Annotated in this window: 24 protein-coding genes and 2 pseudogenes; 10 read left to right on the top strand and 16 right to left on the bottom strand. The window is 71.1% G+C overall.

Going from position 1 to position 20,833, the window contains the following annotated elements:
- Positions 1-86: 86 nt before the first annotated feature.
- On the top strand, positions 87-1,013 hold the full coding sequence (locus tag NBZ83_RS03515) for an SRPBCC family protein (RefSeq protein WP_261570923.1): 927 nt from the start codon (positions 87-89) through the stop codon (positions 1,011-1,013).
- Between the two features lie 121 nt (positions 1,014-1,134).
- Here NBZ83_RS03515 and NBZ83_RS03520 read toward each other — a convergent pair whose 3' ends face one another.
- The 4 genes and pseudogenes from NBZ83_RS03520 to NBZ83_RS03535 form a co-directional block, all read right to left on the bottom strand.
- Positions 1,135-1,632, bottom strand: a complete 498-nt coding sequence (locus NBZ83_RS03520) for an SRPBCC family protein (protein WP_261570924.1) — start codon at positions 1,630-1,632, stop codon at positions 1,135-1,137.
- Positions 1,629-2,048: an ArsR/SmtB family transcription factor gene (locus tag NBZ83_RS03525; protein WP_261570925.1), complete on the bottom strand. Its 420-nt coding sequence runs from the start codon at positions 2,046-2,048 to the stop codon at positions 1,629-1,631. Before NBZ83_RS03525 ends, NBZ83_RS03520 begins: the two co-directional genes overlap by 4 nt.
- Before the next feature lie 200 nt (positions 2,049-2,248).
- Positions 2,249-2,353: pseudogene (locus NBZ83_RS33245) on the bottom strand (alpha/beta hydrolase); the annotation flags it as partial.
- 11 nt (positions 2,354-2,364) lie between these two features.
- Entirely contained in the window at positions 2,365-3,192 is an 828-nt protein-coding gene (locus tag NBZ83_RS03535) for an SDR family NAD(P)-dependent oxidoreductase (protein ID WP_261570926.1), read from the bottom strand.
- A 425-nt stretch (positions 3,193-3,617) separates the two neighbouring features.
- Here NBZ83_RS03535 and NBZ83_RS03540 point away from each other — a divergent pair, with 425 nt between their 5' ends.
- Both NBZ83_RS03540 and NBZ83_RS03545 read left to right on the top strand, forming a co-directional pair.
- Positions 3,618-4,340 (top strand): hypothetical protein, encoded by a 723-nt coding sequence (locus NBZ83_RS03540; RefSeq protein WP_261570927.1) that lies wholly within the window; start codon positions 3,618-3,620, stop codon positions 4,338-4,340.
- Positions 4,341-4,457: 117 nt separating this feature from the next.
- On the top strand, positions 4,458-5,702 hold the full coding sequence (locus NBZ83_RS03545; protein WP_261570928.1) for a cytochrome P450: 1,245 nt from the start codon (positions 4,458-4,460) through the stop codon (positions 5,700-5,702).
- A gap of 16 nt (positions 5,703-5,718) precedes the next feature.
- Here NBZ83_RS03545 and NBZ83_RS03550 read toward each other — a convergent pair whose 3' ends face one another.
- Complete coding sequence (locus NBZ83_RS03550) at positions 5,719-6,006, bottom strand: SbtR family transcriptional regulator (RefSeq protein WP_368861789.1); 288 nt, start codon at positions 6,004-6,006, stop codon at positions 5,719-5,721.
- Entirely contained in the window at positions 5,919-6,275 is a 357-nt protein-coding gene (locus tag NBZ83_RS03555; protein WP_261570930.1) for a TetR/AcrR family transcriptional regulator, read from the bottom strand. Before NBZ83_RS03555 ends, NBZ83_RS03550 begins: the two co-directional genes overlap by 88 nt.
- Positions 6,276-6,412: 137 nt before the next feature.
- Between NBZ83_RS03555 and NBZ83_RS03560 the strand changes: the two genes are divergently transcribed.
- On the top strand, positions 6,413-7,432 hold the full coding sequence (locus NBZ83_RS03560; protein ID WP_261574324.1) for an NADP-dependent oxidoreductase: 1,020 nt from the start codon (positions 6,413-6,415) through the stop codon (positions 7,430-7,432).
- An 80-nt stretch (positions 7,433-7,512) separates the two neighbouring features.
- On the opposite strand, the gene NBZ83_RS03565 is transcribed toward NBZ83_RS03560, so the two are convergent.
- The gene (locus NBZ83_RS03565) at positions 7,513-8,148 is read right to left on the bottom strand and encodes a hypothetical protein (RefSeq protein ID WP_261574325.1); all 636 of its coding nucleotides are present in this window, start codon (positions 8,146-8,148) and stop codon (positions 7,513-7,515) included.
- 198 nt (positions 8,149-8,346) lie between these two features.
- Between NBZ83_RS03565 and NBZ83_RS03570 the strand changes: the two genes are divergently transcribed.
- Positions 8,347-9,162 carry an SDR family NAD(P)-dependent oxidoreductase gene (locus tag NBZ83_RS03570; RefSeq protein ID WP_261570632.1) on the top strand — a complete coding sequence of 272 codons (816 nt, stop codon included), beginning with the start codon at positions 8,347-8,349 and terminating at the stop codon, positions 9,160-9,162.
- Between the two features lie 45 nt (positions 9,163-9,207).
- Here the strand turns inward: NBZ83_RS03570 and NBZ83_RS03575 are convergent, their stop codons facing one another.
- The 3 genes from NBZ83_RS03575 to NBZ83_RS03585 form a co-directional block, all read right to left on the bottom strand.
- Complete coding sequence (locus NBZ83_RS03575; RefSeq protein ID WP_261574326.1) at positions 9,208-9,609, bottom strand: acyl-CoA thioesterase; 402 nt, start codon at positions 9,607-9,609, stop codon at positions 9,208-9,210.
- A 146-nt stretch (positions 9,610-9,755) separates the two neighbouring features.
- Complete coding sequence (locus NBZ83_RS03580; RefSeq protein ID WP_261570630.1) at positions 9,756-10,412, bottom strand: TetR/AcrR family transcriptional regulator; 657 nt, start codon at positions 10,410-10,412, stop codon at positions 9,756-9,758.
- 13 nt (positions 10,413-10,425) lie between these two features.
- A complete protein-coding gene (locus NBZ83_RS03585; RefSeq protein ID WP_261570629.1) occupies positions 10,426-11,730 on the bottom strand; it encodes an acyl-CoA dehydrogenase family protein in 1,305 nt (434 codons plus the stop codon).
- Positions 11,731-11,958: 228 nt separating this feature from the next.
- On the opposite strand from NBZ83_RS03585, the gene NBZ83_RS03590 reads away from it, so the two are divergent.
- The 4 genes from NBZ83_RS03590 to NBZ83_RS03605 all read left to right on the top strand — a co-directional run bounded on the left by NBZ83_RS03590 (position 11,959) and on the right by NBZ83_RS03605 (position 15,527).
- Entirely contained in the window at positions 11,959-12,879 is a 921-nt protein-coding gene (locus NBZ83_RS03590) for a TIGR03619 family F420-dependent LLM class oxidoreductase (RefSeq protein ID WP_261570628.1), read from the top strand.
- 61 nt (positions 12,880-12,940) lie between these two features.
- Positions 12,941-13,786, top strand: a complete 846-nt coding sequence (locus tag NBZ83_RS03595) for an SDR family NAD(P)-dependent oxidoreductase (RefSeq protein WP_261574327.1) — start codon at positions 12,941-12,943, stop codon at positions 13,784-13,786.
- A 56-nt stretch (positions 13,787-13,842) separates the two neighbouring features.
- Positions 13,843-14,346 carry a nuclear transport factor 2 family protein gene (locus NBZ83_RS03600; RefSeq protein WP_261570626.1) on the top strand — a complete coding sequence of 168 codons (504 nt, stop codon included), beginning with the start codon at positions 13,843-13,845 and terminating at the stop codon, positions 14,344-14,346.
- On the top strand, positions 14,343-15,527 hold the full coding sequence (locus NBZ83_RS03605) for a cytochrome P450 (RefSeq protein WP_261570625.1): 1,185 nt from the start codon (positions 14,343-14,345) through the stop codon (positions 15,525-15,527). The genes NBZ83_RS03600 and NBZ83_RS03605 overlap by 4 nt, the downstream gene beginning before the upstream one ends.
- Before the next feature lie 92 nt (positions 15,528-15,619).
- Here the strand turns inward: NBZ83_RS03605 and NBZ83_RS03610 are convergent, their stop codons facing one another.
- From NBZ83_RS03610 to NBZ83_RS03620, 4 genes and pseudogenes are all read right to left on the bottom strand, one after another.
- Positions 15,620-16,825, bottom strand: a complete 1,206-nt coding sequence (locus NBZ83_RS03610) for an ABC transporter substrate-binding protein (protein ID WP_261570624.1) — start codon at positions 16,823-16,825, stop codon at positions 15,620-15,622.
- A 964-nt stretch (positions 16,826-17,789) separates the two neighbouring features.
- Positions 17,790-17,981, bottom strand: a pseudogene (locus NBZ83_RS33620) (short-chain dehydrogenase); the annotation flags it as partial.
- Positions 17,982-17,997: 16 nt separating this feature from the next.
- A complete protein-coding gene (locus NBZ83_RS03615; protein WP_261570623.1) occupies positions 17,998-18,165 on the bottom strand; it encodes a hypothetical protein in 168 nt (55 codons plus the stop codon).
- Between the two features lie 18 nt (positions 18,166-18,183).
- Positions 18,184-18,969, bottom strand: coding sequence for an SDR family NAD(P)-dependent oxidoreductase (locus NBZ83_RS03620; protein ID WP_261570622.1), 786 nt, complete (start codon positions 18,967-18,969; stop codon positions 18,184-18,186).
- Positions 18,970-19,055: 86 nt separating this feature from the next.
- On the opposite strand from NBZ83_RS03620, the gene NBZ83_RS03625 reads away from it, so the two are divergent.
- The gene (locus NBZ83_RS03625) at positions 19,056-19,913 is read left to right on the top strand and encodes a helix-turn-helix transcriptional regulator (RefSeq protein WP_261567772.1); all 858 of its coding nucleotides are present in this window, start codon (positions 19,056-19,058) and stop codon (positions 19,911-19,913) included.
- 89 nt (positions 19,914-20,002) lie between these two features.
- Here the strand turns inward: NBZ83_RS03625 and NBZ83_RS03630 are convergent, their stop codons facing one another.
- A complete protein-coding gene (locus NBZ83_RS03630; protein WP_261567771.1) occupies positions 20,003-20,212 on the bottom strand; it encodes a hypothetical protein in 210 nt (69 codons plus the stop codon).
- Positions 20,213-20,267: 55 nt separating this feature from the next.
- Positions 20,268-20,732 carry a hypothetical protein gene (locus tag NBZ83_RS03635; RefSeq protein WP_308203760.1) on the bottom strand — a complete coding sequence of 155 codons (465 nt, stop codon included), beginning with the start codon at positions 20,730-20,732 and terminating at the stop codon, positions 20,268-20,270.
- Positions 20,733-20,833 lie beyond the last annotated feature (101 nt).

Genomic DNA, 20,833 nt, shown 5'->3' on the forward strand with positions numbered 1-20,833 from the left:
GGCCGTGCCCCCGCACCCACCCGCGGCGCTCGTCCTCGCCCTTCCATGGCGGAAGCCGAGTGACGACAGATCGATGAGGAGGGGACATGACGCAGACGACGGCACAGCAGACGGGCATGGTCGGCGCCCTGCGCGAGAACCCGGCGACGAAGAACCTGGTCGACCAGGCGAAAAACCTGGCGAAGGCGCGCGGTGCCCAGCTCGTCGGGAAGACGACGGAGCGGCTCACCTCGGGTACGGACAAGTTGAACGCGCTCGCCGACACAGGCGGTGTGGGCTCGGCGCTCAAGGCGGGCTCCCAGCAGCTGGCCAGCGGGAAGTCGCCGCTGCGGGCCGCGTTCGCGACGGCGGCCTCGGCGGCGAAGGACAAGGTCAAGTCGGTGCTGCATCTTGGTGGCAAGGGGGCTGGCGGAAAGGGCGGGCCGCCGAAGGCCACGAACATCGAGGAGACGATCGATGTCGGGGTGCCGGTCTCCGTGGCGTATGACCAGTGGACGCAGTACCCGCATTTCTCCCGCTTCATGAAGGGTGTCGAGGCGGTGGATGCGAAGAGCGAGACCGAGCAGAACTGGCGGGTCAAGGTCTTCAGATCCCGGCGTACCTGGGCGGCCAAGGTCCAGGAGCAGATACCGGACCGGCGGATCGTGTGGACCTCGGAAGGTGCGAAGGGCTCCGTCAAGGGAGCCGTCACGTTCCACCCGCTCGCCGACGACCTGACCCGGGTGCTGCTGGCCATGGAATACTATCCGTCCGGATTCATGGAGAAGACCGGGAATCTGTGGCGGGCCGGCGGTCGACGGGCCCGGCTCGATCTCAAGCATTTCCGCCGCTACATCACGATGCAGGGCGAGGCGAGTGGTTCGTGGCGGGGCATGATCCGCGACGGTAAGGTCGTACAACAGCCCGACGAAGAAGAACAGGACGCGGAGTCCGAGGGCACGCGAGACGCCGGCGACGAGTCCGAGCAGCCCTCCGACGCCGAGGACAGACCCAAGGCGTCGGTCGGTGGCTGAGAGTCGACGCCGCAGGGACGCGCCGAGGGAACCGCTCGGCGGACTGTCCGGAAGGTGACCACGCCGTGGGAGCCGCGCACTCGCCGCCCGCCCGGTGCTGGTCGGCTGCGGCCGGCTGCGGTCAGGCGGGGGCGCCGGCCAGCAGGGCCTCGATCTGGCCCAGCGCCGCGCTCATGCCCTCGACCATGCCCATGGCGACCATCTGCTCCATCGCCTCGGTCGAGGGGAAGCTGCTCTCGATCGTCATCACGGTGGCGGCCTCGCCGTCCGCGGTGAGCCGCACGCGGACGGTCGTGGTGGGCAGGTCGAGGTTGGGGCGGCCGGCGTCGTCGGCGAAACCGTCCTCGAACTCGAGCCGGTACGGCGCTTCGGCGGACGTCACGCGCCACCAGCCGTAGTGCTTGTCGCCCTCGGGGCTCGTCATGAAGTACGTGACCGAGCCGCCGGGAGACAGATCGTGGTCGATGACGGTCGCCGGGAAGGTCGGCGGGCCCCACCACCGCTCGAGCTGGCGGGGGTCCTGCCAGATCTGCCAGACCCGCGCCGGCGGGGCGCCGAACCGTGTGCTGATCTTCAGCGTGCGGGCCGCAGGGTCCTGCTGGACGTCGATCACGGTCATGGGGATTCTCCTTGGCTGTGGGGTTCGTGGTCGGTGCCGGCGGAAGTGCTGACCGGCTGGCTGCTGGTCGGCGGGGCGGGTTCGGCGAGGATCGCGCCCATCCGGTCGATGCGCCCCCGCCACAGCTGCGCCAGCTGGTCGAGCAGCCGGTGGGCCTCGCGCAGGGCTTCCGGGTTGCCTCGCACGCGCTGCTCCCGGCCGTGGCGGTGCTTGGTGACCAGCCCCGCGCCCGCCAGCACCGTCACGTGCTTCTGGACGGCCGCGAAACTCATCGGGAACCGACGGGCGAGTTCCGAGACCGACTGCTCACTGGTCAGGGTGAGGGCGACGATCTCGCGCCGGGTCGCGTCGGCCAGGGCGTGGAACAGGCGGTCGGCGTGGGCGGCGCGGCCGGCGGAGTCCGTATGTACAACCATCGGGTTGTACGTTAGCCGATGTGTCGCGGCTGGGCAAGCGCGAATCGGCCGACCATCCCGACCATCCCGACCAGCCGGACTCGTCCGTGCTGGTCGGGGGCCTTGTCGGGAGCCTGGCCGAGAACGTGTCCGCGGCTGGCGGGCGCCGCTCGGGGCGGGCGCTGCTCGGGTCAGACGGTCAGCAGGCGGCGCAACCAGTTCAGCCGGGCCGCGTAGTCGACGTCCTCGTCGCGGAACGTCTCCGCGGATCCGACGTCGACGAACGCCGGCGGCAGGCCCGACAGGTCGCCGGCCCGGGCGGACACGGTTCGCGGTCCTACCAGGCGGGGTGCAGCTCGCGGGCCCGGCAGAGGTCCTGGGCCTCGATCGTCGTGCCGAGCAGGGGCTCGGCGTCGGGGCTGTCGAGCAGCCAGCGCACGGTCGCGCCGATCGCCGACGGGGGAGCGGCCCCGACGAGCTCACGGCCGTAGTCGCGCACCGTGATCTCGTTGCGCTCGGTGGCGACGTAGCCCGGTTCGACGTTGAACGCGCGCAGCCCGCGCTCGGCGTACTCGGTGTGCAGGACCCCGATGAGCGGGTTGCCGGACGCCTTGCCGACGGCGTAGGCCAGCCCCCAGCCGCCCTGCCCGGCCGGGGCGGGCGGGACGAGCCACGCGGCGCCGGAGGTGATGGTGACGACGGCCCCGCCACCGCGGGCGAGCATCGCCGGCAACAGGGCGCGGGTGAGGATGATCGGGGCGACGCAGTGCGCCTCGAACATCTTCTCGTAGGCCTCCAACGGCGTGTCGAGGAAGACGTCCATGAGCCCGGGGCCGATGTAGCGGCCGTTGTGGACGATGACGTCGACGCCGCCCCAGGTGTCGAGAATGCGCTGCCCGGCCGCCTCGACCGAGTCCCGATCGGTCAGGTCGCACGGCACGACCAGCGCCTTGCGGCCGCGGGCCTCGACCTCGGCGGCGGTCTCGGCCAGACTGCCGGGTAACGGGCGCGCATCGGAGTGGTGCACCGTCAGGGCGTTGTCGCGGATCTCGCCCGGCTGGACCGTGCGGGCCGAAACTGCCAGGTCGTAGCCGGCCTCGGCCAGGGAAAGGGCGATTGCCTTACCGATGCCCCGGCTCGCACCGGTGACGAACGCTGTAGCCATGGAACCTCCAGAGCTGGTTTTGATCATCAGGAATCTATCGTCTTGTCGTGATCGCCGTTACTTTTGGCGGGACCCCGGGACCCCGGGAGAACCGGGGCGGAGGCCAGTTGCGGTGCGTTGTGCGCGGTCTGACGCCTGCGATCGTGCGCTTCGCACCGCAACCCGTCCCGTGCACCGCACCCGGCAGTTACCGGTGCATGATCGTGGGCCGAAGCAGTCGCGATCCGGCGTGACCGTGCGGGCCGTTGCCGTTGCCGTTGCCGGTGAGCCGCGAGTCGCGGCCGCGTGACCTGCCCAAGGGACGGCCTGCCAGGGCCATCCAAGACCCACGGCACACCCAGCATCCGATCATCGCGGGCATCCCTGGCGTCACCGGTGTCGTCTGCCGCCTAAGGTGACCCAATTCCGCGGCTCGGGGGGGCGCTATGGAAACACTGTCATTCATCATCGGATCGGTCGGGCTTGTCGCCGCAACGGTCGGTATCGCCGTCGCCAGATCGTGCGGAGGGCGCCGCCGGGCCGCGGGCGTCACGCTCGCCCTGCCGAGCGCCGTCGTCCTGCTCGGACTGCTCGGTGCCTGCAACGACGCCGGGGGCACGGCAGGCGCCGTCGCGCCGGTCGCGGTGATGACGGCCGTCCCGACGCCCACGTTGACGGCGTCCGCGACGCCGATCAGCACGCCGGCGGTGGGGGCGGGGGACGCCGCCTCGGTGCCGCCCGCCGCCGCCACGCCCGCGTTCTCGCCGGCCGCCGCCGCTGCGCCGCCCGCCGCGGGCTCGCGGGCCGTCACCGCGACCCGCCGGCCGGCCGCCGCGCCGTCCGCCGTCCGCACGGTCGTCCCGGCCGCCGCTGTGCCGCCGGCACCCGCACCCGCGCGCACGACTGCTGCGGTGGTGGTGGCGCCCGTACCCGTGCGCACGAGCGTGCCGCCGGCGGCGCCCGCACCCGTGCGGACGACCGCGCCGGCGGTGTCCGGGCGGTGCGACCCGTCGTACCCGGACGTGTGCCTGCGCACCGGTATCGGCGACTACGACTGCGCGGGCGGCAGCGGCAACGGCCCGAACTACGTCCAGGGGCCCGTGCGCGTCCTGCGCCCGGACCCGTTCGGCCTGGACGCCGACGGCGACGGGACAGGCTGCCAGAGCTGAGGCCACAACGGGCCGCGGACATCCTTCTCCTGTTGTTCACCTCCGGTGCGAGCTATGCATCTCACTCTGTGAGAGCGTTCGGTGACCGATTGGGTGGAGTCCGTGAAGGAGATGTGGATGACCGCGGTGGACGAGGCGAACACGTCCGAGGGGCACTTCACCGAGATCATGTCCGTCCTGGCGGCGTCGCGCCTGCCGGATCCCTATCCCCGCTACCGGGAGATCCAGCAGCTCGGCGCCTTCCTCCCCGGTGACCTCGCCGGCACCAGGGTCACCCTCGTCACCACGCTCGCGGGGGCCACGGCCGTGCTCGCCCACCCGGCGATCGGGCACGGGTATCGGGACGGCGTCAGCTACCGAGGGAGCGCCGAGGACGGGCTGGGGTCACTGCTGCGCGCCGACCCACCCGACCATGCCCGCCTGCGGCGCCTCGTGGGAAAGGCGTTCACCCCCGCGGTGATCGCCGACCTGGTCCCGGAGCTCACCGCCCTGCTCGACGAGCTGCTCGACGCCGCGATCGACCACGGCGAGGTCGACGCGGTCGAGGCCCTCGCCCGCCCCCTGCCCCTGCGGGTGATGTGCCGGCTGCTCGGGGTTCCCGCCGCGGACGAGCAGGAGTTCGGCGGATGGGCCGACGCGCTGGCCCGGGGGCTCGACCCGCCGGCCCTGATGACCCCCGCGGAGAAGACCGCCCGGCAGCGGGCGACGGTGGCGTTCGACGAGTACTTCCGCGCTCTGATCGCCCGCCGTCGCAGCGCGCCACGCGAGGATCTGCTCAGCCGGCTCGTCGCCCTCCACGACGACGGTGACGTGCTCTCCGAGCGCGAGCTGCTCGAACTGTGCACCCTGCTGCTCGTCGCCGGGTACGAGACGACCGTGAACCTCATCAGCGGCGGCATCCTCGCGCTGCTCGCCAGTCCCGACCAGCTCGCCGCCCTGCGCGCCGATCCCGCGCTGGTCGGGCCCGCGGTGGAGGAGATGCTCCGCTACGACCCGCCGGTGCAGTTCATCGCCCGTACCGTGCTGGCCGACGCCGAGATCGGTGGGCACACGTTCACCTGCGGCGACGGGGTGCTCATGATGATCGGTGCGGCCAATCGGGATCCCGAGGCATTCGACCAGCCCGACCGCTTCCTTGCCGGCCGCTACGCCGGAGCCGGCCGGACGCCGCGCCACCTCGGGTTCGGCGCTGGCATCCACTACTGTCTCGGCGCTCCGCTCGCCCGGATCGAGGCGGAGCTCGCCTTTCGTGTCCTGCTGCGCCGCGTCCGGTCGTTCACGCCGGCCGAGGAGGCCGTCGCCTACCGGGACCAGATCGTCATCCGCGGTGTGCGGAAACTGCCGCTGCGGCTGTTCGCCTGAGCCAACGAGGTCGTGCTCACCCGCGCGGCATGCCACCGTTTCTGTCCGTGGGACGGGGTCGGGTCGACGCCGGCTGGGGCAGGGGGGCTGCCGTTGTCGACAGCAGGCCGTCGACTATGACGGCCAGGTAGCGACGCCACAGCTCGGGAACGGCGCGCGCGAGGGGCGCGGCAGCCTGGTAGGCGCCGCGTAGGAGCAGGATGATGTCCTGCCCGGTCACGTCGTCCCGTATCCGGCCCTGCCGCCGAGCCCGTTCGGTGAGCGCCTCGGCGGTGCCGAACAGGCGGTCCGTGGCGGCCTGAATCCCCGGGTCGGGTCGACCGCCTCCAACAGCGCGGTCCCGGCCGCCGAGAGGCGGTCGAGCTGGTCACAGACGATCGCCGCGATCAGCTCGTCCTTGTTGGCGAAGTGGCGGAACACCGTGCCCTTGCCTGTACCGGCCCGCCGCGCGATCTCGGCTATCGAGACCTCTGTGCCGCACTCGGCGAACGTCGCCGCGGCGGTGTCGAGCAGCAACCGCCGATTGCGCGCCGCGTCGGCCCGCAGCCGACGGGGCTGAGTCCCGGCCGTCATGCTCACCCGCTCCCGTTCTATGCCGGGAGCCTATCAACCTGACCGCTCGGTCCGGTTGTAGGCTGCCGTGGTCTAACCTGACCGCTGGGTCCGTTTGTCTCGACGGGCGGCTGATGACGACGAAGTGAGGTCTGGCGATGAAGGCGACGATGCGCGCGGTGGTCGCGGAGGACTACGGGCCGCCGGAAACACTGGAGGTCGCGGAAATACCCGTTCCCAGGCCGGGCCCTGGGCAGGTGCAGGTACGGGTGCGGGCATCGGCGATCAATCCGGGTGAGCTCCGGATGCTGGCGGGAGGACCACGTGCCATAGCTCCGCTGAGCTTTCCGCATGTCGTCGGCGGCGATTTCGCCGGCACCGTGACCGAACTCGGCAGTGATGTGACCCGGTTCGCCGTCGGCGACGAGATATTCGGCCTGGGACTTCCCCGGAGTGTGATCGGCCTGGCGACGCAGGTGGCCTCGCCGCCATCGCTGACGACGGGCACGCTGGCCGAGTACGCGGTATGCGAGGCTGACACGCCGGGCCTCGAACACCGGCCGGCCGGCCTGCAAGCGGATCATGCATCGACGTTGGCCACAGTCGGCCTGACGGCCCTGCCCTTGCTCCGTGCCGGCGAATTCCGCCGTGGGGATGTCGTTTTCGTGATCGGCGCCACCGGAGGTGTCGGTGGCGCCCTGCTACCCCTCCTTGCCGCGGCCGGTGTGCACGTCATCGCCACCGCGAGCGCCATCGACGACGGCTACGTGCGTGGCCTGGGCGCAGGCGAAATCGTCGATCACCATACCGGCGGCACGGTCGACGAAGTGTTGCGCCGTTATCCCCGGGGAGTGGACGCCGTCGTCAATCTCGCGCTCCCCGGTGATGCTCTCGCCGACGTGGCACGCGTGATCCGGGCCGGTGGTCGGCTGCTCAACATCGTCTTCCCGTTCCATGACCCGGCCTTGTTCGACGGCAAAGATCTCGAAGTCGAGACCGTCTTCACCGCCGCGCGTCCGGGCGACCTGGACGTACTGGCGCAACGAGCGTTGGAGGGAGCGCTGCCGGTGACGATCAGCCGGCGATATGGGCTCGCGGATGGTGCGCAAGCCTGCGTCGATCTCCTGCGTGAGCACACCCGCGGCAAGCTGGTTGTCCTCTGTGGTGAACTCGCGTAGTACACCTTGGCGGCCCTGGACGAACTGCGGGCAGCGAGCGCGTCGCCGGGCTGACCACGCGACTTCCGGGCGCGGAGAGGCTATCGGGCGTCGAGGAACTGGATGCGGCTGTTTGCGCGCAACGCGAAGATGCCGATGCAGTCCGCCTGACCGGTGGTGGGCAGCCAGGCGTCACCCAGGTGGCTCGACACGGAAACGCTGCGGCCCGACGCAATGGTGGTCTGCGCGATCCGGTTTCCCGCGGCGTCGAGGTAGTAGAGCTGGATGAGCTGGGAGCTGCGGTTTTCCACCACGAGTTGTACCGGGGCCTGGAAAAGGGATCGGATGTGGCCCTCCGACGAACACGGGTACTGGCTCGCCCCGGCGAAGGTGTAACGCAGCGGTGTGGGGCCGGCCGGTGCCGTCGCCACAGGCGGCCGGTACGACGAGGCCGGCGTGCCACCGGCGAGGACATACGGCCTCGATGAACTGGTCCGCACGGGGTAGGTGGGGGACGGAGTCGGCCCGACAACTACTCCGGGTGAAGAGGCAACGGGGGCGGAAGAGGAACCGGGGGCGGAGATGGGCGGGCTCGGGGTGGGCTCGTCCGGTCCGTTCGTCAGCCGGGTCACGGCGCCCACGGCGAACGTCACCACCGCGAGAATGCCCGCGACCACCGTCCAGAAGGCGACGGCCCGGTTGCCGAGCAGGCCGCCGGAACCGCCGGAGTCGCTCACAGGCCCCCCAACCTATGATGCACGGGCTGGCGCTAACCGGCATATCGGAGCCTGACTTCGCCGGACAGCATCGCCCATGAAGTGATCTGATCGGACTCTACCCGGTGCGGCGGAATGCCCGGACGGTGGAGCGTGGCCGTAATGGCGGGATCGTGCCGATGCCGACGTCGGGGGCCGTTTCCCGGCAGGATACGGGACATGAGGATCGAGCAGGGTCAGGTCGCGGTGGTGACAGGAGCGGCCAGCGGTATCGGGTACGGGCTGGCCGAGGCGCTCGCGGCCCGGGGCGTCGCAGTCGTCCTGTCCGACGTGCAGACCGGCGCGGTGCAGCGGGCCGCCGCCACACTCGCCGCGACCGGGGCCACGACGCTCGCGGTCGCGGCCGACGTCAGCGACGCAGACCAGGTGGGCGCCCTCGCCGAGGCCACCATCGACCGGTTCGGCCGAGTGGACCTGGTGTGCAACAACGCCGGCGTCGTGAGCCGGCCGGCGCCGATGTGGGAGCAGAGCCTGGCCAGCTGGCACTGGCTGATCGACGTGGCGCTGCTCGGGGTCGTCCACGGCGTGCACCATTTCGTGCCGCACCTGATCCGCCAGGGCGGCGGTCATGTCCTCAACACCGCCTCCGTCGGCGGCCTCATGCCGCTGCCGACACTGACGCCGTACAACGCCGTCAAGCATGCCGTCATCGGTCTTACCGAGACGCTCAACCTGGAGCTGCGGGCGCTCGCCCCCACCCTCGGCGCGAGCGTGCTGTGCCCGGGGCCGGTGGCCACCGCGCTCAGCGAGACGTCGCGGGCGAACCAGCCGGCGGGGGCGCAGACGCCCGACCCGGCGGACACCCTCGCCGACCGGGCGGCGCAGCGCGGCGGCTTGGTCCTGCAACCAGCGGACGTCGCCCGGATCGCGCTCGAGGGCATTGAGGCGGACCGGGTCCACATCCTCACCAACCCGGAGACGGCCGCGGGGGTGCGGGCGCGCGTCGAGGCGCTCCTCGCCGACCTCCCCTGGTAGGCCCCCCGCCCGGAGGACTGGGCTGGACGGCGCTCGGCGTGGTCCTCAGACGAGCAGGAGCCGGTCGAGCGCGGCGCGCTGCTCGGGGGTGAAGGGCATCGAGTGCAGCCGGTCGGCGTCGACCTTGACCAGGGTCGCGGTCAGGCTCGCCGCCGGATGATCGTGCTGGGTGAGTTCGAGGGCGAAGGTCAGCGAGCTGGAGCCGAACTTCGACAGGGCGACCTCGAACAGGACGTCGCCGGTGAACAGCTCGCGGCGGTAGGTGCTGGCCACGTCGACGACGGCGAGGTCGGCGGGAGCGAGCAGCCCCTCACAGGTCGTCGCCAGCGCCCGCGCCCAGGCCTGCGCGGCGATCTCCAGGGCCAGGAAGAAGGGGACGTGGCGGTGCTGGCTCAGCACGCCGTCGCGATCCGGCCGGTGCGTCACCGGCAGCATGTACCGAAGCATCGCCCGCGGTGCCTCGCTCCCCCTGAAGGCCGCGGCGCGGCCGCGGGCATACCGACCCCGGGTCGACCCGATGTCTCGACCCGACTGGGCTCGACCCGATGAGCTGCGCATTCGACCCTCATCCGGCGTCGTGCCGAATTCTGACCCTACCGGTCGGCGGGGTTCTGCGGGCCGGAGTGGATGTGCCGGCTCGTCTGCGCCGAGACCGGGGCGGCGAGGATCGCCGTCACCAGATCGACGAGGTGACTGGTGAACAGCCGATGGTCCGGGCGGTGATGCTCCCGGGCACGGGTGGCGAGCTCCCCGTTGAGGAAGCGGATCGCCGCGAACCGGCGGTGCAGCGGCGGGCCGACCGCGGCGGGTGGCAGGAACGGGGTGACCAGGGCGCGCCAGCGGACCATGCTCGGCGCGGCCGACACCGCGGCGAAGCTGGCTGCGAAGCGTTCGGGGCGGGCGGTCACCTCGGCGATGATCTGCAGGTACTCGGGTCCGCCGTCACGATGGTCGAGGCGGGCCGCCTGCGGGAGCACGAGGGCGGCGGCCAGCTCACTCAGCCCGGACCCGCCGGCGAACTCCAGGGTGTCGAGCAGGCCGAGCCGGTGGGGCTCGACATCCCGGTGATGCCGCTCGATGATCGCGGCGAGGACCGACTGCCGGTCGCCGAAGTGGTACTGCAGCGCGCTGGTGTTGAGCTGCCCGGCGGCCTTGCTGATCTCGCGCATGCTGGGGCCGTCGATGCCGCCGGCGGCGAACAGCCGCTCGGCGGCCAGCAGCAGATCGCGGCGGGTGTCCTCGCCGCTCATGTGTCCTCGCCGCTCATGCCTGCGCGGGGGAGACGTCGCCGCCGAGCCGGCTCGCCAGCCGGCGGACGGCGGCGTCGCGCAGCGTGGGCAGGTGGTCGCTGGGGAACAGGGTCTCGACCGCATGGTGATCCTTGAGGACCTCGCGGGCGATCGTGACCCGGTGCACCTCGGTCGGGCCGTCGGCGAGGCCGAGCAGCTCCGCGGCGACCAGCATCTCGACGAAGTTCATCTCGTTGGAGATGCCGAGCGCGCCGTGCAGGTGCAGCGCGCGCCGCGAGATGTCGTGCAGCACCTTCGGCATCGCCACCTTCACCGCGGCGATGTCGCGGCGGACCCGGCGGTAGTCGTTGTGCTTGTCGATCAGCCAGGCCGTGCGCAGCACCAGCAGGCGGAACTGCTCGATCTCGATCCAGCTGTCGGCGATCTGCTCCTGCACCACGCCGAGCGAGGCCAGCGGGCCGGAGCGCACCTGGCGTGACAGCGCCCGCTCGCACATCGCGTCGAAGACGCGCCGCGCCATGGCGATCGTCCGCATGGCGTGGTGGATGCGGCCGCCGCCGAGACGGGTCTGGGCGATGGCGAACGCCCGGCCGCGCTGGCCGAGCAGGTGATCGGCCGGGATGCGCACGTCGTCGTAGCGGACGTAGCCGTGCGCGCCGAGCTCGGCCGCCTCGTGGCCGAGCGCCACGTTACGGATGATCTCCAGGCCGGGTGTGCCCGCCGGCACGATGAACATGCTGGCGCGCTCGTAGGGGCCGGCGTCCGGATCGGTGATCGCCATGACCAGGAAGAAACTGGCGTAGCGGGCATTGGTGGAAAACCACTTCTCGCCCCGCAGGACCCACTCGTCGCCGTCGAGGTGGGCGGCGGCGCGGAACAGCGTCGGGTCGGCGCCGGCCTGCGGCTCGGTCATCGAGTAGCACGAGCAGATCCGGCCGTCGAGCAGCGGCTGGAGATACCTGGCCTGCTGCTGCGGCGTGCCGAAGTGGGCGAGGATCTCGGCGTTGCCGGAGTCCGGCGCCTGGCAGCCGAACACCGACGGCGCCCAGCGCGAACGTCCGAGGATCTCGTTGAGCAGCGCGAGGTGCACCTGCCCGTAGCCGGACCCCCCGAGCTCGGGGCCGAGGTGGGCGGCCCACAGCCCGCGCTCGCGCACGACCTGCTGCAGCGGGCGCACGATCGCGTTCGCGACCTCGTCGCTCTTGTCGAACGGCTCCCGCAGCACGTGATCCAGCGGCTCGACCTCGTCGCGCACGAACGCGTCGACCCACTCAAGCTGCTCGGCGAACGCCTGGTCCGTCTCGAAGTCCCACGCCATGACGTCAGTTTCTAAACCAGGTGCTTTAGAACGTCAAGCGGCGAACTTAACCAGACGGCGGGGCGGCGCGGGTGGTGCGGGTGGTCCGGGTGGTGTCGGCGGGGCCGTCCACGCTGTTCCGTCGACTCGTGGGTTGACAAAAATTGGGGGTGATCTTACGGTCTGCGAATCCTCGCGGCGACGGTGCCGGGGGACCGGCCGAGCCGGTGCTGGAGGGAGATCGCCCCCGTGGACCTCTGCCTGTTCGCCCGGCCCGATCTGGCCCCCGGCGGTGACATCGACGCCTTCCTCGCGATGGCCCGCCAGGCCGACGCGGCCGGACTGCACTCGCTGTGTTTCGGCGAGCATCTCGTGATGGCGCCCGACACCTCGCGCTACCCCTACGGGCCCTGGGGTCATTCGCCCGACACGGCCTGGCCGGATCCCCTGCTGTCGCTGGCCGCGGTCGCGGCGGTCACCGAGCGGATCCGGCTGTCGACCGCGGTGCTGCTCGCCCCGTTGCGGGCCGGTCTCGTGCTCGCCAAGGAGGTCGCGACGCTCGACGTGATCTCCCGCGGGCGGGTCGAGCTCGGCGTCGGGACCGGCTGGCAGCCCGAGGAGTACGCCGGCGTCGGGCTGGCCTGGGCCGAGCGTCGGCACCGCTTCGACGAGGTGATCGAGACCTGCCGGCTGGCCTGGGGCGAGCAGCCCTTCTCCCTGCCGCTCGACGCCGGCCGTCTCGATACCGGCCCGCTCGATGCCAGCCGCCTCGACGGTCTGATCGCGCGGCCCGTGCCCGTCCAGCGCCGCATCCCGCTCTACTACGGCGTGGCCGCGACGGCGGCGAACGTCCGCCGCATCGCCCGTCTCGGCGACGGGTGGACGCCGGTGGGCGTCGGGCCCGAGCAGGTACGCGCAGGCGTGGCCGCGCTGCGCTCGGCGTACGCCGACGCCGGTCGCGACCCGGCGACGCTCGTCGTACGGGTGCCGCTGCCACCCCTGCCCGACGCGGGCGGCGGGATCGACGCGGCGCGCACCGTCGCCGCCGCCGAGCCCTACCTCGAGGCCGGGGCGACCATGGCCGTCGCCGGTCCCAACCACCGTCTGCGCTCGGCCGCGGAGGCGGGGGAGCTCGTCGAAGGCCTTGCGGCCGCGGCAAAGACACTCTGAGCAGCCACTGCGTCACGTCTGTTGCGCGGGCCCGTCGGAACATCCAGGATCGGAGATCATCATGAGTCTGCGGGGGAGGGTGGCACTCGTCACCGGAGCGGCGTCGGGCATCGGCGCCGCGACCGCGCGGGTGCTCGCCGGTGACGGCGCCAAGGTCGTCGTCGCCGACATCGACCAGCAGGGGGAGGCGGTGGCGAAGGAGATCGTCGCCGCCGGCGGCGAGGCCGTCTTCCACCGGGTGGACGTGCGCCGCCGCGACGAGGTGCAGGCGGCCGTCGCTGCCGCCGAGTCCACCTTCGGCCATCTCGACACGGTGATCGCGAACGCGGGCACCGTCGGCGGTCCGGCCGTGGCGCGCCGACTGGAGGACCTCGACGAACAGCGGTGGACCGCCATCCTCGACATCAACCTTGCCGGCACCATCCGCACCTTCGCCGCCGCCGTTCCGGCCCTGCGCCGCGCGGGCGGCGGGGCGATGTCGGCTACCGCGTCGATCGCCGGGCTCACCGGGGTGGCCGGGCAGGCCGCGTACAGCGCGTCGAAGGGCGGCATCGTCGCCGTCGTGCGGGCCCTCGCCTTCGAGCTGGTCACCGATGGGATCCGGGTCAACTGCGTGTGTCCGGGTGGGGTCGCCACCAACCTGCTGGCGAACACCGACGTGCTGCCGGTACTCACGGCCCAGGCCCAGGCCCAGGCCCAGGCGGAAGCGGCGTCGGCGTCGGCGTCGGCCGGGCCGGCCGGCGGGCCGGGGCCGCAGGCGCTGATGAACCGGGCCGCGGACCCGGTGGAGGTGGCGCGGGTCCATCGCTTCCTGGTTTCCGACGAGGCATCGCTCGTCAACGGGCAGGCGGTCGTCTGCGACGCCGGGAGCTCGGTGGCGAACCTCTGGATGGTCATCGACCGCTGACCTGGCGAAACCGCTGACCTGGCGAGACCGCCGATCGGACGAAAAGGAGTAATCGCATGCCAGACTTACCGGACGATCGCGGGCTGGCCGAGATCGGCTGGCGCGCCGGCACGGTCCTGCACCGCTACTGCCGGGCGATCGACCAGGGCGACGCGGGTGCCCTGCGGGAGGTTTTCGCCGCGGACGCCGCCCTCGTCGTGGCCGCTGCGGCCGCCGCGGCCGTCGAGGGCGGTCCGGGAAGCGAGCAGGTCTTCTCCGGCCGCGACACCGTGGTGGGCATCCTCGCCTCGCTGTTCGACCAGCGGCAGTGGGCCCGCCACCTCGTGTCCAACCTGTTCGTCGATGTCGAGCCCGACGGCTCCGTCGATGTGCGCAGCTACTTCCAGTACTGGCTGGGCCGGGCCGACGGCACCGCCCACGGCGTCGGCGACTACCACGTGACGATGCGCGAGTCCGACGGCCGCCTCGCGATCACGACCCTCGCGGCGACCATCCTCGAGGAGATCACTCTGCCCGCCGCGGTGCCGGCGGCCTCGACCGCGGGAGCAACGGCCGTATGACGATCGTGGATACCGACAAGATCGACCTGTACTCGCTGGCGAGCTTCGAGGACGGCCATCCGCACGGGCTCTACGCCCGGCTGCGCGAGCACGACCCCGTGCACTGGAACGACGAGCCGAACGGGCCGGGCTTCTGGGCCGTCACCCGCTGGGAGGACATCCGCGCCGTCAACCGCGACGACGAGAACTTCTCCCACTGGCCGGTCTCCATGATCGAGGACTTCATGGAGACCGAGGACAAGTCGATGGTGAACCTCGACCCCCCGCTGCACACGGTGATCCGCCGCGCGGTCGTCCCCGGGTTCATGCCCTCGGCGGTGCGCCGCCAGATGACCCGCTTCGTCGACGCCGCCGAGGCGATCATCGAGGAGATCCGCCCGGCCGGCGGGTGCGATCTCGCCGTGGACGTGGCCGGGAAGATCGCGGCCTACGTGACGGCCGACGTGCTGCGCATCCCCCGCGAGGATGCGCTGCGCCTCTACGACTACATCGAGATCGGCCTCGGTGGCGGCGCCTACACCGAGCAGGAGCGCCAGGCCGCGACCGAGGCGTTGATCCAGTACTCGATCCAGGTGTGGGAGGACCGCCGGGCGAACCCCGGCGACGACGTCTGTTCGATGCTCGCGGCCTGTGAGCTGGACGGGGCGCCGATGAGCCTGGCGAACTTCTCGGCCAACATGACCCTGCTCATCGTCGGCGCCGGCGACACCACCCGGCACCTGATCGGCGGCGGCCTGCACGCCCTGTTCACCCATCCCGACCAGCGCGAACTTCTGATGGCGGACCTGACCGGCCGGATGCCCGCCGCCGTCGAGGAGATGCTGCGGTGGGTCACGCCCGTGGTCTACAACCGCCGCACCGCCCTGCGCGACGTCGAGGTCGGTGGGCGGAGCATCAGCGCCGGCGACAAGGTGTGCGTCTACTACGGTGCCGGCAACCGGGACCCGGAGGAGTTCGCCGACCCGCAGCGTTTCGACATCACCCGCTCGCCCAACCGCCACCTCGCCTTCAGCGGCGTGGGCCAGCACTTCTGCCTCGGCGCGCACGTGGCCCGGGCGGAGGCGATCGCGATGATCACCGCGTTGCTGCAGGCCTTTCCCGACATCCACCCCGACGGCGAGATGGCGTGGACCCGGTCGAACTTCGTCATGGGCCCCGCGCACCTGCCCGTCACCTGGTGACGACGCCGGCGCCGGTGGGGGGCGCCGGCGCCGGCGGGGCGAGCCCTCCCCGGTCGGGTGGCCGGGGAGGGCTCGCGGTGGGCGGCGTGCCGCTACTGGGTGACCTCCCGGCCGCAGCGGTCCCGGTCGACCACGTCGAAGGCCGTGCCCGTCGGGTTGACCTGGACGAACGAGTAGCAGTTCGTCGTCCTGCCGAGGCCGGTGGCGAAGTCGACCGGAGCGATCAGACCGCCCGCGTCGTAGTGCGTCACCGCCCGCAGCCCGTCGATGAACGCTTGCCGAGTGGGGCAGGGACCTGCCGCCTCCAGCCCGCGGATGAACATGTCGGTGTCGACGTAGGACATCAGCGCGAAGTCATGTTGCGCCTGCGGGATCTGGGGTGCGAAGCGGGTCACCGCCTTTTCGTAGGTTTCGACGGCCGTGCCACCGAGTTCGAACGGGCGGTAGAAGACGGGGATGACGAGCCCGGCCACCTGCACGCCCGATGTTGCCAGCAGCTGCCGGTCATATCCGGTGACCGCCATGACGAGCCCCGGTTGCCGGCCGGCGCCGCGCAGGGCGTGCAGCACCTGGAGATAGTCGGGCGGCTGGATGAGGAAGATGACCGTGTCGGCGCCCGACTCGACGATCCGCCGCGCTGTTTCCTCAGGATTGTCGGCCTGCGACGAGTAGCTCAGGATTCCGGTCGGGTCGAGTCCGGCGGCCCGGATGCTCTGCTCGTATTTCGAGGTGAGCTCCGAGACGCTGGAGGACAACGCGGCCTGAACCAGCAGGACACGTTTTCCCCCGCGGCTGTGTACGAAGGTACCGAATGTGTCCACCGCGTTCCCGTCCGTGTAGGAGAACGAGAACATGTTCCGGTAGTGCGACCAGATGTCCTCGGTCGCGATCCCGGTCACGGGAACGCCGCGATCGGCGAGGTACTGGGCGCTGCCGCCGGCGGAGAAGGAGGACTCGATGACGCCGAAGACGTTCTGCCGTTCCACCAGGGTGCGGGCACCCTGGCCGTTCGCCTCGGCGGTCCCGCGGTCGTCCTGCCAGTCGTAGACGATTTTCCGGCCGTGGACGCCGCCGTGCTCGTTGGCCAGGCCAAGCCGGGCGTCGATGCCGGCCCGGGAAGAGCTGAAGGTGGGCGCGAGAACTCCCGAGTCGGGATAGAGAAGCCCGATTCTCACCTCGTTCGGAGTGACCCCGGGACTGGTGCACCCGGCCTCTTTCGCGCCATGGGACGAACAGCCGGTCAGCGTCGCGACGGCGAGCAGGGCCAGCGCGGGGGCTAGGCGGGAACAGCGGCGCATAAGAGAGGAGACTCCGGGGTCGGACGGTCTGCGGGGAAAAGGGCATGGGCCGATCCGCCGTGCGGCTGGCCGAGCGGGCGGGCTCCCAGAGCGGGGCCGCGGAGGAATATGGCGTCGCCGCCGCCGTCCGCCGGGCGGGAACGCGGGATGGGTATCGAACGGGTATCCGTCATTTCGGCAGTTTAGGGTGCGTGTAACCAGCTGGTAAACCAATATGACGGCGCGGCCTGCGGGAGATTTCGGACCGGCCACGAGCCGACGAATGAGTGTCGGCCCGGGAATGCGCGGCGGGCCGGGTGCCGGTAGTGCACCTCGGCCCGGCGCCGGCATCCAAGCACTCCACGCCGAATACTCCGCCCGCTGGGCAACCGGCCCGCCGCGGTGCCCCCACAACGTCACCACCACCCGAGCCCACCAACCTGGAAGCGCCGATGTCGCCGAACGGCCCGCGGCCTGGGACGAGACGGATGCGCCGGTCGCGGGTTCGAGCCCCACCCGCCCCACCAGCCGAGCTTTGGGTGGGTGCCACACGTGTCTGACCTGGGCTTTTAGCGGTTTTCATGCCAGAACTGCCGATCTTCGTAACTATGCCGTTAGATGTGTGGGGGCTCTGGCCAGCACCGCTGCAATGATCACCAGTGGGAGTCTCGCCCGTCGACAGTCGGTTCTCGGCCGGGGCAGTATCACGAGGCCGTCGATCCCAATCGGGCCGGCCTGGTGATAACGATGGCTCGCATCCTTGACTAACGCACAGTCACCACCAAGAGTGCGGCAGAGCCGGAGCTCGGGCACTCCCGGACGGCTTCTGACTCCCACGCCGCGCTGGTCCGTTCCGATGACGGTCAGCTACGGTACCGAGCGTGCTGGCGGGCCCCGCTCGCCATCTGCTCGATCTGCCAGCGGCGGAAGCCCTGTCATCGGGCCGGCACGGAGAGGGCATGCTGCGAGGCGTGCTCCAAACGGCTCAACTGCCATGCGTGCGTTCGCTGCGGCACGCTTGCGCGGCTGCATCACAGCTCAGTCCGCCACTGACCAGTACCTGCTGTCCGCTGATCCAGCGGGCCCGTTTGCTGGTGAAGAACTCGACTGCGTCCGCGACGTCGTCGACCGTACCCCTACGCGAGCCGAGCGGGCTGGCGTTCTGCACGAGCGCCCGGAGCGGGGCGTCATCGTTACCGCAGCGAACAGTTGACTACGACGTGCGCGCCGAGCCGGCCGAGGCTGACGGCGATGCCCTGTCCGATGCCGCGGCTGGCACCGGTGACGACCGCTTGCCCCGTCAGATCCGTCACGCCGAATGCTTCTTCCCGGCCGAAAGCGCCGTTGCCCGTGGTGTTCATGGTGAACGTCTCCCCCTTTCAGGCGCCCGCGCCGCCATCGACGGGCACGATCGCGCCGGTCACCATCGAGGCACGATCGCTGAGCAGCCACGCGGCCGCCTCGGCGATCTCGTGCGGCTCGGCCATCCGGCCGAGCGGGATCGTCGCCGTCATCTGCTTGACGATGCCGGGGGTCGCCGCCTCCCACGTGTCGATCATCTCTGTGGCGGTACCGCCGGGGGTGATGCCGTTGACCCGGATGCCCTCAGGGGCCCAGTTCACGGCGGCGGTCTCGGTGAGGCTGTTCAACGCGCGTTTCATGGCGCCGTAGGCGGGCAGGGCGGGGTTCGCGCGGCGGGCGCCGATGCTCGAGGTATTGACGATCGCGCCGCCGCCGTTGCGTCGCATGAGCGCGGCCTCGGCGGTCATGGCGGTCCAGTGCCCACGGAAGTTCACCGCGTACTGCTCGTCGATGTCCTCGTCGGTCGTGGTGTCGACCGGGCCGAACCCCTGCTGGACGACCGCACCGTTGTTGAACGCGCCGTCGAGGCGGCCGTGCAACTCTTCGACGCGGTCGACGGTGGCACGGATGCTCGCCCGGTCGGCGAGGTCCAAGGTGACGGCGTCGGCGACGCCTCCGTCGGCGCGGATCTCGGCGACGATGCGGTCGAGGGCGTCGGTGCTGCGGGCGGCGAGCACGACGGCGGCGCCCTCTCGGGCGAACAACCGCGCGGCGGCTGCGCCGATACCGCGGCTGGCGCCGGTGATGAACACGACCTTGCCGACGAGCAGGCCGACGGGGCTGGTGTTGCTGTTGTCTGTCATGCCGACAACTGTCGTTCCAGCCTGGGACCCGGATGCAGGCACAGACAGTACTACGATCCGCCGCCGGACAGCGGGCACACTGCGGTATGGATAAGCAGGAACTCGGGGCATTTCTCCGCAGCCGACGTGAGCGGCTGCGACCGCAGGACGTCGGCCTTCCCTCGGGCCCGCGGCGGCGGACCCCGGGGCTTCGCCGTGAGGAGATCGCGGTGCTCGCGCACATCTCCACGGAGTATTACGTCCGGCTCGAGCAGGGCCGGGCGCCGCGTCCGTCGGGCGAGGTTCTCGCCGGGATCGCGGGCGCGCTGCGGCTCACCGACGCCGAGTCCGACCACCTCCACCTCCTCGCGGGCACCGCGCCGAGCCGGACCGGCCTGCACCGCCGCGATGTCCGTCCGAGCATCCTCGCGCTGCTCGAACGGCTCCCGCAGACGGCGGCGATCGTGACGTCCGCGGCGTTCGAGGTCCTCGCCTGGAACGATCTCGCTGCAGCCCTGATGGAGGACTTCGCCCGCCTCGCCCCAAAGGACCGCAACCTCGCTCGGAAGGCGTTCCTCAGGCCGGCGCGACCCGGCACGACACTGTATGGAATCTCCGACGAGGCCGAGTTCCGGCACAGCGTCGTCATGCACCTGCGTGCCACACTCGCCCGGTACCCGACTGATCCCACGGTGACCGGCCTCGTCGACGATCTCCGTGACGCCAGCCCCGAGTTCGCCCGGCTCTGGGAGAAGCACGACGTGCAGACCGCGCCGATGCTCACGAAAACCTTCCGACACCCGGACGTCGGGGAAATCACCGTCGACTGCGACTCCCTGACGCTCACGGACCGCGACCAGCACCTCGTGCTGTACACCGCGCCACGGGGATCCCGTGACGCAGAGACGCTAGCCCTTCTGAATGTCCTGGGACCCGAGAGCATCAACGCAAGCAAACCGCCCTGACGAAGTCTCGTGAACGCCGGTTTATAGCTGAGGCAGCCGGTTGCCTGTGACCCGTACCGGCAGTTCTGCGTCCGTCGCCGCGGCCTTGGTCAGCAGCCAGCCGGCGCCGAAGCCCCGGCCTGCCAGAGGATCATCCCCGGGCGCATGGCGCGGATCAGCTGATGGGTACAGGTACTCTCGCCGCTGGTCATGGGCCCGAACACCGCGGCGATCACACTCCGGGTGCCGCAGGCGACCACGGCGAGCGGGCGTACCAGCGGGTAGCCGGTGTGGCTGCCGGCGCCCGTGCGGCAGCCCACCAGGTTCTCGGCGGTGTCGGCGATGCTGACGGTCGTGCCGTCGATCGCGCAGACCTCACAGCCAGTACGCGGACAATCTCACATCCTCGGCCCGCGCCCGGTGAAGCAGATCCTGCTCGCGTGCTTCCTTACCGCCCCCCTGAATCGCCATCTCCGCTGGCCGCATTACGAGCCCGTCCGGTCGGTAGACGGGCGGCGCGGGCCGATCCCGCTCCACCGCGTCGGACGGAATCCGGGCAGTGGGCGAACCAGACCGCGAAGCGTCGGCCTCGATCGTCTGCATGGCCTGGAGCAGGTTAGGGGCGACCTCGGCCCCTCCGATGAGGAGAAGCGGGCCGACCGCGTCGAACGCGGCTCTGCCGTAGTGACCGGCGACGAAGGGTTCCGCGACGTTCAACGACAGCGTTGCCATGCTGGAGAATATGATCAGACGCCGCGCCGCTCGAATCACCTCCACGGGCCCGTGGTGCACCGCGAGGCGCCTCGTGCCCAGCAACAGCGCGACTGCGGACAGATCCACTGCCCGCGCGACTACTAACGCGCTACCCACATCGGAACACTGAGACGGAGCCCAAGCGCGAGGACATTCCCGAACCCGAAAAGGAACGTCAAAGCGACCAC

It is taken from the genome of Frankia gtarii (assembly GCF_025403375.1).
Lineage (GTDB): Bacteria > Actinomycetota > Actinomycetes > Frankiales > Frankiaceae > Frankia > Frankia gtarii.

Coding starts and splice junctions, on each gene's coding strand:
- NBZ83_RS03515 (WP_261570923.1), top strand. CDS start 87: ATGACGCAGACGACGGCACAGCAGACGGGCATGGTCGGCGCCCTGCGC.
- NBZ83_RS03520 (WP_261570924.1), bottom strand. CDS start 1,632: ATGACCGTGATCGACGTCCAGCAGGACCCTGCGGCCCGCACGCTGAAG.
- NBZ83_RS03525 (WP_261570925.1), bottom strand. CDS start 2,048: ATGGTTGTACATACGGACTCCGCCGGCCGCGCCGCCCACGCCGACCGC.
- NBZ83_RS03535 (WP_261570926.1), bottom strand. CDS start 3,192: ATGGCTACAGCGTTCGTCACCGGTGCGAGCCGGGGCATCGGTAAGGCA.
- NBZ83_RS03540 (WP_261570927.1), top strand. CDS start 3,618: ATGGAAACACTGTCATTCATCATCGGATCGGTCGGGCTTGTCGCCGCA.
- NBZ83_RS03545 (WP_261570928.1), top strand. CDS start 4,458: ATGACCGCGGTGGACGAGGCGAACACGTCCGAGGGGCACTTCACCGAG.
- NBZ83_RS03555 (WP_261570930.1), bottom strand. CDS start 6,275: ATGACGGCCGGGACTCAGCCCCGTCGGCTGCGGGCCGACGCGGCGCGC.
- NBZ83_RS03560 (WP_261574324.1), top strand. CDS start 6,413: ATGAAGGCGACGATGCGCGCGGTGGTCGCGGAGGACTACGGGCCGCCG.
- NBZ83_RS03570 (WP_261570632.1), top strand. CDS start 8,347: ATGAGGATCGAGCAGGGTCAGGTCGCGGTGGTGACAGGAGCGGCCAGC.
- NBZ83_RS03575 (WP_261574326.1), bottom strand. CDS start 9,609: ATGCTTCGGTACATGCTGCCGGTGACGCACCGGCCGGATCGCGACGGC.
- NBZ83_RS03580 (WP_261570630.1), bottom strand. CDS start 10,412: ATGAGCGGCGAGGACACCCGCCGCGATCTGCTGCTGGCCGCCGAGCGG.
- NBZ83_RS03585 (WP_261570629.1), bottom strand. CDS start 11,730: ATGGCGTGGGACTTCGAGACGGACCAGGCGTTCGCCGAGCAGCTTGAG.
- NBZ83_RS03595 (WP_261574327.1), top strand. CDS start 12,941: ATGAGTCTGCGGGGGAGGGTGGCACTCGTCACCGGAGCGGCGTCGGGC.
- NBZ83_RS03600 (WP_261570626.1), top strand. CDS start 13,843: ATGCCAGACTTACCGGACGATCGCGGGCTGGCCGAGATCGGCTGGCGC.
- NBZ83_RS03605 (WP_261570625.1), top strand. CDS start 14,343: ATGACGATCGTGGATACCGACAAGATCGACCTGTACTCGCTGGCGAGC.
- NBZ83_RS03610 (WP_261570624.1), bottom strand. CDS start 16,825: ATGCGCCGCTGTTCCCGCCTAGCCCCCGCGCTGGCCCTGCTCGCCGTC.
- NBZ83_RS03615 (WP_261570623.1), bottom strand. CDS start 18,165: ATGAACACCACGGGCAACGGCGCTTTCGGCCGGGAAGAAGCATTCGGC.
- NBZ83_RS03620 (WP_261570622.1), bottom strand. CDS start 18,969: ATGACAGACAACAGCAACACCAGCCCCGTCGGCCTGCTCGTCGGCAAG.
- NBZ83_RS03625 (WP_261567772.1), top strand. CDS start 19,056: ATGGATAAGCAGGAACTCGGGGCATTTCTCCGCAGCCGACGTGAGCGG.